14 protein-coding genes and 1 pseudogene are annotated in these 14,740 nt (G+C 69.8%); 9 read left to right on the forward strand and 6 right to left on the reverse strand.

What is annotated here, in order from left to right:
- Window positions 1–748 precede the first annotated feature (748 nt).
- The gene (gene dnaA, locus ACWD4B_RS14050) at window positions 749–2,569 is read right to left on the reverse strand and encodes a chromosomal replication initiator protein DnaA (RefSeq protein WP_451420963.1); all 1,821 of its coding nucleotides are present in this window, start codon (window positions 2,567–2,569) and stop codon (window positions 749–751) included.
- Window positions 2,570–3,002: 433 nt separating this feature from the next.
- Here dnaA and rpmH point away from each other — a divergent pair, with 433 nt between their 5' ends.
- The 9 genes and pseudogenes from rpmH to ACWD4B_RS14095 all read left to right on the forward strand — a co-directional run bounded on the left by rpmH (window position 3,003) and on the right by ACWD4B_RS14095 (window position 9,807).
- Window positions 3,003–3,140: a 50S ribosomal protein L34 gene (rpmH, locus tag ACWD4B_RS14055; protein ID WP_010985740.1), complete on the forward strand. Its 138-nt coding sequence runs from the start codon at window positions 3,003–3,005 to the stop codon at window positions 3,138–3,140.
- Between the two features lie 25 nt (window positions 3,141–3,165).
- Window positions 3,166–3,534: pseudogene (gene rnpA, locus ACWD4B_RS14060) on the forward strand (ribonuclease P protein component); the annotation flags it as partial.
- Between the two features lie 59 nt (window positions 3,535–3,593).
- A complete protein-coding gene (gene yidD / locus ACWD4B_RS14065) occupies window positions 3,594–3,911 on the forward strand; it encodes a membrane protein insertion efficiency factor YidD (RefSeq protein WP_451420964.1) in 318 nt (105 codons plus the stop codon).
- 3 nt (window positions 3,912–3,914) lie between these two features.
- Window positions 3,915–4,991, forward strand: coding sequence for a membrane protein insertase YidC (gene yidC, locus ACWD4B_RS14070; RefSeq protein WP_451420965.1), 1,077 nt, complete (start codon window positions 3,915–3,917; stop codon window positions 4,989–4,991).
- A 14-nt stretch (window positions 4,992–5,005) separates the two neighbouring features.
- Complete coding sequence (locus ACWD4B_RS14075; RefSeq protein ID WP_451420966.1) at window positions 5,006–5,527, forward strand: Jag family protein; 522 nt, start codon at window positions 5,006–5,008, stop codon at window positions 5,525–5,527.
- 110 nt (window positions 5,528–5,637) lie between these two features.
- Window positions 5,638–6,378: a 16S rRNA (guanine(527)-N(7))-methyltransferase RsmG gene (gene rsmG, locus ACWD4B_RS14080; RefSeq protein WP_451420967.1), complete on the forward strand. Its 741-nt coding sequence runs from the start codon at window positions 5,638–5,640 to the stop codon at window positions 6,376–6,378.
- 292 nt (window positions 6,379–6,670) lie between these two features.
- Window positions 6,671–7,759, forward strand: coding sequence for a ParA family protein (locus tag ACWD4B_RS14085; protein WP_451420968.1), 1,089 nt, complete (start codon window positions 6,671–6,673; stop codon window positions 7,757–7,759).
- Complete coding sequence (locus ACWD4B_RS14090) at window positions 7,756–8,865, forward strand: ParB/RepB/Spo0J family partition protein (protein WP_451420969.1); 1,110 nt, start codon at window positions 7,756–7,758, stop codon at window positions 8,863–8,865. The genes ACWD4B_RS14085 and ACWD4B_RS14090 overlap by 4 nt, the downstream gene beginning before the upstream one ends.
- A 324-nt stretch (window positions 8,866–9,189) precedes the next feature.
- The gene (locus ACWD4B_RS14095; RefSeq protein ID WP_451420970.1) at window positions 9,190–9,807 is read left to right on the forward strand and encodes a GNAT family N-acetyltransferase; all 618 of its coding nucleotides are present in this window, start codon (window positions 9,190–9,192) and stop codon (window positions 9,805–9,807) included.
- 80 nt (window positions 9,808–9,887) lie between these two features.
- Here the strand turns inward: ACWD4B_RS14095 and trxA are convergent, their stop codons facing one another.
- The 5 genes from trxA to ACWD4B_RS14120 form a co-directional block, all read right to left on the reverse strand.
- On the reverse strand, window positions 9,888–10,220 hold the full coding sequence (trxA, locus tag ACWD4B_RS14100; RefSeq protein WP_336410305.1) for a thioredoxin: 333 nt from the start codon (window positions 10,218–10,220) through the stop codon (window positions 9,888–9,890).
- 48 nt (window positions 10,221–10,268) lie between these two features.
- Window positions 10,269–11,237: a thioredoxin-disulfide reductase gene (gene trxB, locus ACWD4B_RS14105; protein WP_451420971.1), complete on the reverse strand. Its 969-nt coding sequence runs from the start codon at window positions 11,235–11,237 to the stop codon at window positions 10,269–10,271.
- Between the two features lie 118 nt (window positions 11,238–11,355).
- Entirely contained in the window at window positions 11,356–12,279 is a 924-nt protein-coding gene (locus tag ACWD4B_RS14110; protein WP_451420972.1) for an anti-sigma factor family protein, read from the reverse strand.
- The gene (gene sigM / locus ACWD4B_RS14115; protein ID WP_451420973.1) at window positions 12,276–12,965 is read right to left on the reverse strand and encodes an RNA polymerase sigma factor SigM; all 690 of its coding nucleotides are present in this window, start codon (window positions 12,963–12,965) and stop codon (window positions 12,276–12,278) included. Before sigM ends, ACWD4B_RS14110 begins: the two co-directional genes overlap by 4 nt.
- Window positions 12,966–13,002: 37 nt before the next feature.
- Complete coding sequence (locus ACWD4B_RS14120) at window positions 13,003–14,688, reverse strand: protein kinase family protein (protein WP_451420974.1); 1,686 nt, start codon at window positions 14,686–14,688, stop codon at window positions 13,003–13,005.
- Window positions 14,689–14,740: the final 52 nt, after the last annotated feature.

Here is a 14,740-nt window from a genome sequence, read left to right on the forward strand (position 1 = left end):
TCCCGGCTTACCTATGTGGTCGTAGTAGTAGGGCCTGTGGAAACCGTGGAAAACTTCCTTTGCCCAGGTCAGGGCCGATTTTTTGTCCACCGGGCCTGTGGGCGCAGGCAGTGGAAAAACCGGGTCCGCTGTGGACTGCGGAAAGTTCTGCACACCCGGTGCACAGGCGGGGGCCACTTCTCCCCAGCCGTGTCCCCAGGTTTACCCACGTTCCCCACAGCCCAACCGGGCAACTTGGTGTGACGCCTTTCACTCAGTGCGGTGAGCTTCGGCGTTTCGTTGCCGAACAGTGGACAGGAGTGTGGAAAGGCTGTGTATAAGACCGGTTCTCCTGTGGGTTGCCGGTGGACAACGCGGAGCGAGCCTGTGGGCAGTCTCGCTGTCCACAGGCTGTGGAACCTCGTCGGCCACAAATCCACACCCCCGTGACCTCGCCTGATGGCATATCAACAGCCCGGTCTGTGGACACGTTCGGGATAACTTCCGGGTCCCCAGGGTGTGGACGGCCGTTCGGGGCCCGATCTGTGGAGAACTGCTGGTCCAGGGCTTGTATTCGAACACCGCTGCCGGTCCGGGACCGCCGCTGGGGCGCCCCGGGACCCTCCGGAAACGGCGAAGGGCGCTCCGGGCTGTGCTTCCCGGGGGCAACCCCCGGACCCCCGGCCGGGCCCGGCCTCCTCGGCCCGGAACGGCAAAAGGGCGCTCCGGGAAGCTCCCGGAGCGCCCTTCCGCGCTCTCAGAACGGGTGTCAGCCGTTCTTGATGCGGTTCGTCAGCTCCGTCACCTGGTTGTAGATGGAGCGCCGTTCGGCCATCAGCGCACGGATCTTGCGGTCCGCGTGCATCACGGTCGTGTGGTCGCGGCCGCCGAACTGTGCACCGATCTTCGGCAGCGACAGGTCCGTGAGCTCACGGCACAGGTACATCGCGATCTGCCGGGCCGTCACCAGCACGCGGCTGCGCGAAGCCCCGCACAGGTCCTCCACGGTGTGCCCGAAGTAGTCGGCCGTCGCCGCCATGATGGCCGGCGCGGTGATCTCGGGCGAGGCGTCCTCGCCGCCGGGGATCAGGTCCTTGAGGACGATCTCGGTCAGCCCGAGGTCCACCGGCTGCCGGTTGAGACTGGCGAACGCGGTGACCCGGATCAGCGCGCCCTCCAGCTCGCGGATGTTGCGCGAGATACGGGAGGCGATGAACTCCAGGACCTCCGGCGGGGCGTTGAGCTGCTCCTGCACGGCCTTCTTCCGCAGGATCGCGATCCGCGTCTCCAGCTCGGGCGGCTGCACGTCCGTGATCAGGCCCCACTCGAAGCGGTTGCGCAGCCGGTCCTCCAGGGTCACCAGCTGCTTGGGCGGCCGGTCCGAGGACAGCACGATCTGCTTGTTCGCGTTGTGCAGGGTGTTGAAGGTGTGGAAGAACTCCTCCTGCGTCGACTCCTTGCTCGCCAGGAACTGGATGTCGTCGACCAGCAGGATGTCCATGTCGCGATAGCGCTTGCGGAACGCGTCCGCCTTGCCGTCGCGGATGGAGTTGATGAACTCGTTGGTGAACTCCTCGGAGCTCACGTAGCGCACCCGCGTGCCCGGGTAGAGGTTGCGCGCGTAGTGCCCGATGGCGTGCAGCAGATGGGTCTTGCCGAGGCCCGACTCCCCGTAGATGAACAGGGGGTTGTAGGCCTTGGCCGGCGCCTCGGCCACGGCCACCGCTGCCGCGTGGGCGAAGCGGTTGGACGCGCCGATGACGAAGGTGTCGAAGAGGTACTTGGGGTTCAGCCGGGCCGTCGGCTCACCGGATCCCGACGCGGGCGCGGGCTGCGTCCCGCCGGACGACGGCCGCTCGCCACGGTCCCCGCCGCCCGGTGCGGACCGGGGAATGTCGGGCAGCTCGCGGCGCTGCGACTCGTACGCCGGGCGCTCGGGCGCGGCGGAGCGGTAGTCCGGCTGCTGCTCGTACTGCTGCGGATACGGGGCGTCGCCGTGCTGCGAGGCGTACGGGTCGCGTTCGCTCTCGGCGAAGCCGCCCAGGCGCGGCTGCTGCCAGCCGTAGTCGCCGCCCCGATCGGGCACGGCCGGGCCGGAGGGGCCGCCGTGCCGCGGCCAGGCGCCCGGCTCGGGCCGGGGCTGCTGGTAGTCGGGGTAGGCGGGCCGGACGGCCGGCAGGTCGTCGGGCGGGGCCTGGCGGCTGCCGTAGCCGCCGCCCTGGCCCTCGTAGGGCTCGTACGCCTCGCGCCCGTCGTACGGCTGCCGGCTCTCCTGGGGGCGGTGCTCCTGCGGCCGGGGCTCCGGGAGCGCGCCCGCGGAGTCGTCCACGGTGATCGCGATCCGGATCGGGCGGCCGCACTCGCGGCTGAGGGTCTCGCCGACGATCGGGGCCAGCCGGCCCTCCAGGACGCCCTTGGCGAACTCGTTGGGCACGGCGAGCAGCGCGGTGTCGGCGACCAGCGCCAGGGGCTGGCAGCGCCGGATCCAGTGCTCGTCCTTGGTCTCCACGCCTTGGCCACGGCCCTCGCCCAGGAGCTGTTCGAGTACGCGCGGCCACACTGCGGCAAGATCGGCGGGCAGGTCAGCCACAGGGCACGCTCTCTCAGTCAGCGGGGGCGCCCTGGAGTCCCACGAATGTGTGGTTCTCGGGACGGGCGGGAAGGATTCGGAGTTCAGCCACGGTAGTCAGGCCACGGTGCACGGTTCAAGTCGTTGTCCACAGGGTGTGCACAAATGTGCCATGCCCCGTCCGGCACCGCTCCCTGCGAGCCCGGCACGGACCGGGCCTGCGGGAGGCTACGGTGTACCCCTGGTGCACTGCCGGTTTGACCGGATGGCGTAACCGCGCGTACCGTGACCAGGTCGAGTTGTCGATGGCTGCTGCCGCCTGCCTCCGATGGGCAACGACCACGCCCGAGGGTGCGGTCATGAAGCGGTGCACTCGGGCGTATTGCGAGTTCCTCGTGGGCGCACGGTGACAGCCAGGCGATGTCCCGCCATCACACATTTCTGGAGTCCCCGAGTGAGCAAGCGCACCTTCCAGCCGAACAACCGTCGTCGCGCGAAGACCCACGGCTTCCGCCTGCGCATGCGTACCCGTGCCGGCCGCGCGATCCTCGCGTCCCGCCGTGGCAAGGGTCGCGCCAGCCTGTCGGCCTGAGCAGCCTGACGCCAAGGTCCATGACGTGCTGCCTTCCGAGTCTCGGCTGAGGCGGCGCGAGGACTTCGCGACCGCGGTGCGCCGAGGACGCAGGGCCGGCCGCCCGCTCCTCGTCGTCCACCTTCGCAGCGGTACCACGGACCCGCACACACCTGGGAGCACAGCCTCCCCGGTGCGTGCGGGTTTCGTCGTGAGCAAGGCCGTGGGCGGAGCCGTCGTCCGCAACCTGGTCAAGCGCCGGCTGCGCCACCTCGTGCGCGACCGGCTGGATCAGCTGCCCGCCGGTAGCCTGGTGGTGGTGCGAGCCCTGCCCGGCGCGGGCGAGGCGGACCACGCCCAGCTGGCCCGCGATCTCGATACCGCGCTGCAGCGGCTGCTGGGAGGGGCGCCGCGAAGCAATCCCCCGGAGGGAGACCCCCGGAACCCCGGTATCGACCCGGGAGGGAGCGCACAGTGAAGTACCCGCTGCTGTGGTTGATCAAGATTTACCAGTGGACCATCAGCCCCCTGCTGGGGCCGGTCTGCAAGTACTACCCGTCGTGCTCGCACTACGGTTATACGGCCATTGACCGGCATGGTGCGGTCAAAGGCACGGTGCTGACGGCCTGGCGCATCCTGCGCTGCAACCCGTGGTCGCTCGGTGGCGTCGACCACGTCCCTCCCCGGAAGCGTCCGGTCTGGCACCAGCGGCTGAGGAGCCGACTGGGCGGGCACCCCACCACGGGGTCCGTCGCACAGCCCGAGACTCAGCCCAACGCCCAAGGAGCCTGATTCGTGGACACGATCCTCGGTCCCCTTTATTACGCTGTTTCCTGGATCATCGTCCAGTTCCACTCGTTCTACAGCCTCGTCTTCGACAAGAACAGTGGCGCGGCGTGGGGTCTGTCCATCGTCTCGCTGGTGGTGCTGATCCGCATCTGCCTGATCCCGCTCTTCGTGAAGCAGATCAAGGCCACGCGGAACATGCAGGCGCTCCAGCCGAAGATGAAGGCGATCCAGGAGCGTTACAAGAGCGACAAGCAGCGCCAGTCCGAAGAGATGATGAAGCTCTACAAGGAGACGGGCACCAACCCTCTCTCGAGCTGTCTCCCGATCCTGGCCCAGTCGCCCTTCTTCATCTCGCTGTACCAGGTCCTGAACCACATCGCCCAGGGCAAGACGGTCGGTGTCATCGACCAGTCGCTGCTGGACAGCGCGCGCAAGGCGCACATCTTCGGCGCCCCGCTGTCCGCGAAGTTCATGGACAGCGCGGGCAAGATCGAGAGTCTCGGCGCCACGCTGACGGACGTCCGTGTCGTCACGGTCATCATGATCGTGCTGATGTCGTTGTCGCAGTTCTACACGCAGCGCCAGCTGATGACGAAGAACGTCGACCTCACGGTGAAGACGCCGTTCATGCAGCAGCAGAAGATGCTGATGTACGTCTTCCCCCTCATGTTCGCCGTCTTCGGCATCAACTTCCCCGTCGGTGTCCTGGTCTACTGGCTCACCACCAACGTGTGGACGCTCGGCCAGCAGATGTTCGTCATCCGCCGCAACCCCACTCCGGGCAGCCTCGCCTTCGAGCAGCGTCAGGAGCGCCTGCGGGCCCAGGGCAAGCTCAAGGAGGACCCGGCCCAGGTCGAGGCCAAGAAGGTCGCCGAGGCCGCCCGTGCCGCCCGTCAGCAGCCGAAGCGGCAGACCAAGGCCCAGCGGCAGACCGGCCAGTCCTCCGCCGCGGAGCAGGACGTCGAGCAGCAGAAGCAGGACGAGGGCAGCAAGCCGAAGCCGGCGGGCGGCTCGTCGCGTAACGCCAAGTCCGGGCAGCGCAAGGGCGGCCCGCAGCGGCCCAAGCACCCGTCCAAGAAGTGAAGAAGGAGTCCACCGTGACGGACACCCAGCGTCAGACCAGTGCGGCCGCCGCTGAGGGCACCGACACCCTGTCCCGCCTGGAGCAGGAGGGCGAGATCGCGGCCGACTACCTCGAGGGGCTGCTGGACATCGCCGATCTCGACGGCGACATCGACATGGATGTCGAGGCCGACCGCGCCGCTGTGTCGATCATCAGCGACTCCACCAGCCGCGACCTGCAGAAGCTGGTGGGCCGGGACGGCGAGGTGCTGGAGGCGCTCCAGGAGCTGACCCGCCTCGCGGTGAACCGGGAGACCGGTGACCGCAGCCGTCTGATGCTCGACATCGCGGGCTTCCGGGCGCACAAGCGCCAGGAGCTGACCAAGATCGGTGCCCAGGCCGCGGACGAGGCCAGGAGCACCGGGCAGGCCGTCCGGCTCGACCCGATGACGCCGTTCGAGCGCAAGGTCGTCCACGACGCGGTGGCCGCCGCGGGCCTGCGCAGCGAGTCCGAGGGCGAGGAGCCCCAGCGCCGCGTGGTCGTTCTCCCGGCCTGACGTCACGTACCGCTTCCAGGTAGCCACGGCCCCGTCTGCTCGCAGGCGGGGCCGTGGTTTCCCCGATACTCAGAACTCCCCGGGTCTCTTGTCGCCCGGGTCCCAGAACAATGTTGTACGGAAGGACGGTTCTCGTGGAAGAGGCAGCGGAGCTCCCCCCGGCGCCCGCGGTGGCGCGGGCGGTATTCGGTGACCGCTTTCCGGAGGCCGTCCGCTATGCGGAGCTGCTCTCGGATGCGGGTGTGCAGCGCGGACTGATCGGCCCCCGTGAGGTTCCCCGGCTGTGGGAGCGGCACCTGTTGAACTGCGCGGTGCTCTCCGAGGCCGTGCCGGAAGGCGTCTCGGTGTGCGACGTGGGCTCGGGTGCCGGGCTCCCGGGCATCCCGCTGGCCCTGGTCCGTCCCGACCTGCAGATCACCCTGCTGGAGCCGCTGCTGCGGCGCACGACGTTCCTCCAGGAGGTCGTCGAGCTGCTGGGGCTGGACCACGTGACGGTGGTGCGCGGCCGGGCCGAGGAGATGCTGGGCAAGGTGCCGCCGGTGCACGTGGTGACGGCCCGCGCCGTGGCACCGCTGGACCGGCTGGCCGGCTGGGGCGTGCCGCTGCTGCGGCCGTACGGCGAGATGCTGGCCCTCAAGGGCGACACCGCTGAGGAGGAGCTCACGGCCGCGCGGGCGGCGCTGAGCAAGCTCGGTGTCGTGCGCACCTCGGTGTTCCAGGTCGGCGAGGGCGTCGTGGACCCGCTGTCCACCGTGGTGCGGGTGGAGTGCGGGGAGAGCCCCGGCGGTGTGCGCTTCGCGGCGAAGCGGGCCAAGGCGGCCCGGGCCGGCCGCGCCCGGCGGCGCCGCTGAGCCAGGGCGGCACTGGGCCGTTCTGCCGATGGAGCCGCCGGAGCTCCTGGAGCTATTGCTCCATACAAGCTGTCAAAACTACGCATTCCGGAGTGTCGCGGCAGGTCGGCGGCAGCGCCTCGGCATCGTGTTTCACGTGAAACATCGCTCCTTGCTGCACGGAATCATCAATCGTGGTCGCGCGGCTGCCATGCCGCGCGACCGTCGCCCGGCCGAGGGCGTGAGTTCATCCACAGGCCGGGTGGATTCATCCACAGGAGAACGGGCCTCGCTGGTTCACGACCCCGAAAGCATGGCAGGCTCTGTTCATCGCGAGCCTGATGTCGAGGAGAGTGAATCCTTGCGGTCCGACGCCAATATCGCGGGGCCGATGACCGATCCGGTCCCCGGTCCCCGTCCCGCCGACTCCGAGCCCCTGGCTCCCCCTGGTGCCCCGCCGTCCGATGAGGCCGTTTCACGTGAAACGCGGCCTCCGATGCCCCGGCCCGAGCAGACCCGGGTGATGGTGGTCGCCAACCAGAAGGGCGGGGTGGGCAAGACCACGACCACGGTGAACCTGGCGGCCTCGCTGGCGCTGCACGGCAACCGGGTCCTGGTCATCGACCTCGATCCGCAGGGCAACGCCTCCACCGCGCTGGGCATCGACCACCACGCCGAGGTGCCGTCGATCTACGACGTGCTGGTGGACAACAGGAAGCTCTCCGAGGTCGTCCAGCCCGTCGTGGACGTGGAGGGGCTGTTCTGCGCCCCTGCCACCATCGATCTGGCCGGCGCCGAGATCGAGCTGGTCTCGCTCGTCGCCCGGGAGAGCCGGCTGGACCGCGCCATCAAGGCGTATGAGCAGCCGCTGGACTACATCCTGATCGACTGCCCGCCCTCCCTGGGGCTGCTGACGGTCAATGCACTGGTCGCCGGCGCGGAGGTGCTGATCCCCATTCAGTGCGAGTACTACGCGCTGGAGGGCCTGGGCCAGCTGCTGCGCAACGTGGAGCTGGTACGGGGTCACCTCAACCCCAAGCTCCATGTGTCGACGATCCTGTTGACGATGTACGACGGGCGGACCCGGCTGGCCTCCCAGGTGGCCGAGGAGGTGCGCAGCCATTTCGGGCACGAGGTGCTGCGGACCAGCATCCCGCGCTCGGTCCGCATCTCGGAGGCGCCCAGCTACGGGCAGACGGTGCTGACGTACGACCCGGGCTCCAGCGGAGCGCTCTCCTACTTGGAGGCGGCCCGGGAGATGGCGCTCCGGGGGGTGGGCGTGCACTACGAGGGCGGCGGGGCTCATACCGTTGGGCATCAGGCTGTGGGCCAGTCCGCGGGGCAGTCCGTGGGCCACCAGCAGCAGCAAGAGCAGCACAGTATGTCGGAGGGGCTTCAGTGAGTGAGCGACGTAGAGGACTGGGCCGTGGGCTCGGTGCGCTGATCCCGGCAGCGCCGAAGGGATCGGAGAACAGTGCACCGGCCGTAGGCTCCGGTGCGACGTCTCCCACGGCGGTGCCGGTGCTGACGGCGGAGCGGGGGCCGGCTGCGGCCAAGGTGACCTCGTTCCCGGCCGACGAGGTGCCTGCTGTGCTCGATTCCGTTTCACGTGAAACAGGAGCCGAGCAGCCCGCGGAGGCCGCGGAGGCGGTTGCGGGCGCCCACTTCGCCGAGTTGCCCCTGGACTCCATCACCCCCAACCCGCGTCAGCCGCGGGAGGTGTTCGACGAGGACGCCCTCGCCGAACTCGTCGCCTCGATCCGTGAGGTCGGGCTTCTCCAGCCCGTCGTGGTCCGGCAGTTGGCTCCGGAGCGCTATGAGCTCATCATGGGCGAGCGCCGCTGGCGGGCCTGCCGTGAGGCCGGGCTGGAGAAGATTCCCGCCATCATCCGGGCCACGGACGACGAGAAGCTTCTGCTGGACGCCCTGCTGGAGAACCTCCACCGCGCCCAGCTGAACCCGCTGGAAGAGGCCGCCGCCTACGACCAGTTGCTCAAGGACTTCAAGTGCACGCATGACGAGCTGGCGGACCGCATCGGGCGTTCGCGTCCCCAGGTCTCCAACACGCTGCGGCTGTTGAAGCTCTCCCCCGCCGTGCAGCGTCGGGTCGCTGCCGGTGTGCTCTCCGCCGGGCATGCGCGGGCCCTGCTCTCGGTCGACGACTCGGAGGAGCAGGACCGGCTCGCCCATCGCATCGTGGCCGAGGGGCTCTCGGTGCGTGCCGTGGAGGAGATCGTGACGCTGATGGGGTCGCGTCCTGCCTCGGCCAAGCCCAAGGGTCCTCGGGCCGGTGCGCGGGTCTCCCCGGCACTGACCGACCTGGCCTCGCGGCTCTCGGACCGTTTCGAGACCCGGGTGAAGGTCGACCTCGGGCAGAAGAAGGGCAAGATCGTCGTCGAGTTCGCCTCGATGGACGACCTGGACCGGATCCTCAGCGCACTGGCTCCGGGTGAGGGCCGGGTGCTGGCGCAGAAGCTCGCGCACGACGACGATGAGGGCGCGGCGTAGTCCTGCTGCGACACCGCCGAGGGCGGGTTGTGTTTCACGTGGAACCTCCGTTGGAACCTCCGTGGGGAACACAACCCGCCCTTTGCCTTCTCCGGCTGTCGGGCCAATCGACGTGCGGATACGATGCGTTGGGGTATCGCACATCCACGTTGGACGCAGTTCACGGAGGGGCGAGGCCATGCGAACGGTGAGCCGGACCGGACTGGTGGCAACGGGCTTGGGCCTGGGAGCAGTCGGCGGATTCGTCGGCAGTCTCCTCAGAGAGCGCAGTGTGCTGAACGCCGCCCGCAGCACGGCACGCGACGGAAGTGAGGGACTGACTGCATGGGGCGTCGGCTCGTACCGCTCACGTTGGACAATCTCCCGGACCTCCCCAAGCGCTGCCGCTCCTGTGTCTTCTGGGAGCTGGACCCCGTCAGCGGTGAAGCCGCACTGAGGGCCGGGCGCCCGGAGCTGGAGAAAGAGGCCTGGCTGTCGGCCGTCCTGCTGGAGTGGGGCTCCTGCGGCCGGGTCGTGTACGTCGACGAGGCTCCGGTGGGGTTCGTGCTCTATGCACCCCCGGCCTATGTCCCCCGTTCGACGGCCTTTCCCACCAGTCCTGTTGCGGCGGATGCCGTGCAGTTGATGACCGCCTGGCTGACGCCCGGCTACCAGGGGCAGGGGCTGGGCCGGGTGATGGTGCAGACCGTGGCGAAGGACGTGCTGCGGAGGGGCTTCAAGGCGATCGAGGCCTTCGGCGACGCGCGGTGGAAGGAACCCGCCTGTGTCCTGCCGGCGGAGCACCTGCTGGCGGTGGGATTCAAGACCGTACGGCCCCACCCGCGGTATCCCCGGCTGCGGCTGGAACTCCGCACGGCGATGTCCTGGAAAGAGGACGTCGAGCTGGCGCTGGACCGGCTGCTGGGAGCCGTGCAGAAAGAGCCTGCACTCCGGCCGCTGTAGCGCCTCGGGATGAGAAAAGGGCCCGCCCCCTCGTCGGGGGCGGGCCCTGTTTCACGTGAAACAGTGAATGTCGCTCTGTCCTACATACCGAGGAAGTCGGCCAGGTCGCGCTCGATGGCGGCCTTCGGCTTGGCACCGACGATGGTCTTGGCGACCTCGCCACCCTGGTAGACGTTGAGGGTCGGGATCGACATCACGCCGTACTTGGCCGCGGTGGCGGGGTTCTCGTCGATGTTCAGCTTGACGATCTCGATCTTGTCGCCGTGCTCGGCCGCGATGGCCTCCAGAGAGGGAGCGATCTGGCGGCAGGGGCCGCACCAGGCCGCCCAGAAGTCCACCAGGACGGGCTTGTCGCTCTTGAGGACGTCCGCCTCGAAGGAGGCGTCGGTCACGTTCTTGAGAGTGCCGGCCACGGCTGTCTCCTTAAATCCTTGTGCGTGGGGTGGAGGTGTGGGGGTGGGTCAGGGGGTCTGCTCGGGCTCGCGGACACCCTCGCCGTCGGCGAGAGCAGCCAGGAAGCGCTCGGCGTCCAGGGCGGCGGAGCAGCCGGTGCCGGCGGCGGTGATCGCCTGGCGGTAGGTGTGGTCGACGACGTCACCCGCGGCGAAGACACCGGTCAGGTTGGTGCGGGTCGAGGGAGCGGCGACCTTGAGGTAGCCCTCGTCGTCCAGGTCCAGCTGGCCCTTGAACAGTTCGGTGCGCGGGTCGTGGCCGATGGCGATGAAGAGACCGGTCACCGGGAGCTCGGAGGTCTCACCGGTCTTGAGGTTGCGCAGGGTCAGCCCGGAGAGCTTGCTCTCGCCGTGGATCTCGGCGACCTCGCTGTCCCAGACGAAGGAGATCTTCGGGTCGGCGAAGGCGCGCTCCTGCATGGCCTTGCTGGCCCGCAGGGCGTCGCGGCGGTGGACCACGGTGACGGACTTGGCGAAGCGGGAGAGGAAGGTCGCCTCCTCCATGGCCGTGTCACCACCGCCGATGACGGCGATGTCCTGGTCCTTGAAGAAGAACCCGTCGCAGGTGGCGCACCAGGAGACGCCGCGGCCGGACAGCTCGTCCTCCCGGGGCAGGCCGAGCTTGCGGTGCTGGGAGCCGGTGGTCACGATGACGGCCTTGGCACGGTGGACGGTGCCCGCGGAGTCGGTGACCGTCTTGATCTCGTCGCTGAGGTCGACCGCGATGACGTCGTCCGGGATCAGCTCGGCGCCGAAGCGCTCGGCCTGGGCCCGCATGTTGTCCATCAGGTCGGGGCCCATGATGCCCTCACGGAAGCCGGGGAAGTTCTCCACGTCGGTGGTGTTCATCAGCGCACCACCCGCGGTGACGGCGCCCTCGAAGACCAACGGCTTCAGGGACGCCCGGGCGGTGTAGAGCGCGGCCGTATAGCCCGCCGGCCCGGAACCAATGATGATCACGTTGCGGACGTCGCTCACGGGTGTCTTCCTCGTCTCTGCCGACTGCGGTCTGGGATCCTTGCTGGGTCTCACCCCACCCAACGGATCCTACGGGGCCCGCATTCCCTCCGGAGACGACAGCCCGAGCGGTGGCGCGTCAGGGGCGCGGCACGGTCCGGTCGAGCAGCACCTGCCCGGGGGCCGGGGAGGCGGAGGACTCACAGGCGGCGGACACGACGTAGGCGTCAACGAGCGCGGCGTTGCCGGGATGCGGCAGGACGACGAGATAGGCGTCCTGTTCACGGTACTTCTCCGAGCGGGTGGCCAGAGCGGACTCGGGGCGGCCGATGCCTTCCCGTACGCAGGACGGGGCCGTGGTGCCGTTGTCGCGCAGCGTCTCGGGGGAGTTCTGGGCGCTCATGCCGCGGGGTTCCACGGAGGCCGAGGAGGAGCGCAGCAGGTCCTGTACGCGCACCGTGAGTTCCTGCTCGGAGAAGCCCGACGGGGGCCGGCTCCCGCCGGATGCGCCGGCGCTCGCCCGAGAGGTGCCGTCCGAACCGCCCTGGAGGAACAGGCTGCCGAGCCCGATGACGGCGGCGGCACATGCGGTGCCGAGCAGCACGGCGGGCCCGCGCCGGATCCTGCGGCGCCGGGGGGCGGGGGTCTGCCGGCCCGGGCCCGTTGCGGCGCGAGGGCGCCCTGCGGGACGGTCGCCGGTTTCACGTGAAACCGGCGACCCCGTTTCACGTGAAACGGGGGTGGTCTCCGGCCGGTGCTCGCTCGGTGCTGTTTCACGTGAAACGTCGTCGCCCGGCCTGGGGGCGGTGGCGTCGAGCAGTGCTTCGGCTGCCAGCGCGGCATCGATCCGGCCTGCGATGTCCGCGGGCATCCGGGGCGGGCCGGGCAGCGTCCCCAGCAGCTCCCGGATCTCGCTCAGGGAGCTCCGCACGTCCTTGCAGAGCTCACAGTCCGCCAGGTGCTCCCGGACATCCGCCGAACGCGAGGGGGAGAGGACTCCCTCGGCAAGTGCGGAGATCTCCGCGACCTCCGGGTGCCCGTCCGTGCCGGTCGTCGAGGTCACGCTCGCCCACCTCCGCCCTTCACTGGATCTGTGTCGCTCTGCTCTGCCGGTGGTGGGACGGACGTCCCCTGCGACCGGTTCCTTTCCCTGCCGACGTGCGGGCTACCCCTGCCATCCGGGCGCAGATGGGTGAGCAGTGGCAGCAGTCGTGCCCGGCCGCGGGCACATCTGCTCTTCACCGTGCCGGTGGGGACGTCCAGCACCCTGGCCGCTTCGGCGACGGGATAGCCCTGCATGTCCACCAGGACCAGGGCGGCCCGCTGGTCCGGGGGCAGCGTGGCCAGCGCCCGGATCAGCTCCCGGTGCAGGTCGCTGCGCTCGGCGGGGGCGGCGGCCGACTCGTGCGGCTCCAGCAGCTGCTCCAGTCGCTCGGTCTCGGCGAGCGGCGCGGTGCGCCGGGAGGCGCTCTTGCGGGCCCGGTCCAGGCAGGCGTTCACGGTGATCCGGTGCAGCCAGGTGGTGACGGCGGACTGTCCCCGGAAGGTGTGGGCGGCCCGGTAGGCGGAGACGAGGGCGTCCTGGACGGCGTCCGCGGCCTCTTCCCGGTCGCCGAGGGTCCGCAGGGCCACGGCCCAGAGCCGGTCGCGGTGCCGGCGGACTATCTCGCCGAAGGCGTCCCGATCGCCGTCGATGTGCCGGGAGAGCAGCTCGGCATCGCTCGCGCCGGCACGTGTGGCGTCGTCCAACGTCGAGCCCCCTCCCCCTGGCGGTCTGCCTCGTGGCTCAGCCGGTGAACTGCACGTCGCTGATGGCCTGTTTGAAGCCCGCTCCGCTGAACGTCTCGGGATCGGCGGCAGAATACGGCACGGCCGTGATCCATAGGAGGACGTACCGCGTCTCGGCCGGCTCCTTGAGCGAGATCTTCGCCGTGGTGCTGGTCGTCGTGTCTGTCGACAGCTTCTGCATCCCGCTCAGCGACGCAGGGGGTGACAGCGAGTCGGCGGCATAGAGCGACACTGTCGTGTGGTCCCCGCCGTAGCGCAGCTGCACCGTGGCGCCGCTGAGCTTCTGGTTCGACCCGAGGTCGTAGACGATCCCGACGCCCGTCTTGAACGGGCTGAGGGTCGGCCCGTCGTCGAAGGCCCTCGTTCGCCAAGAGGTCTTGGGGTCGCCGTCGTAGGTGAACTGGACCTGATCGCTGTGCTGCGGGCTGCCGTCCGGCGCGTATTCCCTGGCACCCGCGATGTGTATGGGCTGACCGGCATCGGGCTTCTTCGGCAGCCCGTCCCCCGAGGACTGCGAGCGCGACGGCTCGTCGTTGTCGCCGGGCTTCAGCAGCGTGTCCGCGAGCTGCCAGCTGCCCAGGCCCAGGGCGGCGATGAGCAGAGCCGAGACGCTCCACTTGATGGCCTTGCCGGTGCGGCTCTCCAGCGGGGGCGGCGGGGGCACGGGAACCGGCTGGGCGGCAGGGCCACCGGTGCGGTGCGGGGCCGGGCCGTATGAGGGGCGCTGGTAGGCGGCAGCAGGGAACGCGGACTCCGGCGGCCGGATACGCGGCATCGCCGTGACCGCCTTGGCCAGCTCCTCCGGGGTGGTGCAGGACTTCTCCTGGTCGTCCACGAGCGCGCGCATGGCCAGCTCGGAGAGGCCCCGGTGGACGCCGGCCCGGACCTGGTCGGGGGCGATCAGGCCCATGCCCTTGGGCAGGCCGGTCAGGCCGTGGGCGTTGTTCTCGTGCGGCCAGCGCTGGGTGAGCGCGGCATAGAGGAGCGCACCGATGGCCTCGGTGTCGGTCCGCTGGGGGTGCTCGGAGGTGATGCCCCGGAGCGCGGCCATGACGGCCAGGCCGCGGATGCGGTACTGGCCGGTCCCGGTGCGGAGGACGGAGCCGGGGGTGAGGCGCAGGTGCGCCAGGCCCTCACGGTGTGCGGCCGCCATGGCCTGGGACACCTGGCTCACGAGCTGGTAGGCATCGTGCGGTTCGAGCGGGCCGGCGGCCAGGAGGGGGGTGAGCTCGGTGGCGTCGGGCAGCCACTCGTGGACCACGTACACGAGCTCGTTCTCCTCGACCGCGTCCAGGACCTGGACGAAGCGGGGGTCGCCGAGGAGCGCGGCCGAACGGGCGGCGGCGAGCACCGGACGGGCGCGGGGGTGGTCGGCGGGAAGGATGTGGACGCCGACGGCACGGCGCAGTTTCTCGTCGACCGCACGCCAGCTGCTGAATCCCTCCAGACGGGTGACGCACTCCTCCAGCCGGTACCTTCTGGCGAGCTTGTGGCCGCTGTGCAGCTCGAGCGGCTGCGCATCACGCGCGGAGCTCTTGCTCTCCGCGCGCTCGCTGTCCTGGTGCGTACCGACCTTCTTGTCGGCCTTCGCCCCGTCGGTCGTGGCCTGGCCCGCCTCGGCGGTCAGCGGCTGCTCGCCGTTGTTGTCGGCCACGTCGACGGCAGCCGTGCTCCGTTCCGCCACCGTCGTCCCTGCCTCCCCATCCGTTGCACCCTGTCCACAGCCAAGACAATTG

The organism is Streptomyces sp. NPDC002536, from assembly GCF_053594995.1.

Excerpts from the sequence above, each read along its gene's own strand:
- rsmG (WP_451420967.1), top strand. The coding sequence starts at position 5,638 with ATGTTGTACGGAAGGACGGTTCTCGTGGAAGAGGCAGCGGAGCTCCCC.
- ACWD4B_RS14085 (WP_451420968.1), top strand. The coding sequence starts at position 6,671 with ATGGCAGGCTCTGTTCATCGCGAGCCTGATGTCGAGGAGAGTGAATCC.
- ACWD4B_RS14095 (WP_451420970.1), top strand. The coding sequence starts at position 9,190 with ATGGGGCGTCGGCTCGTACCGCTCACGTTGGACAATCTCCCGGACCTC.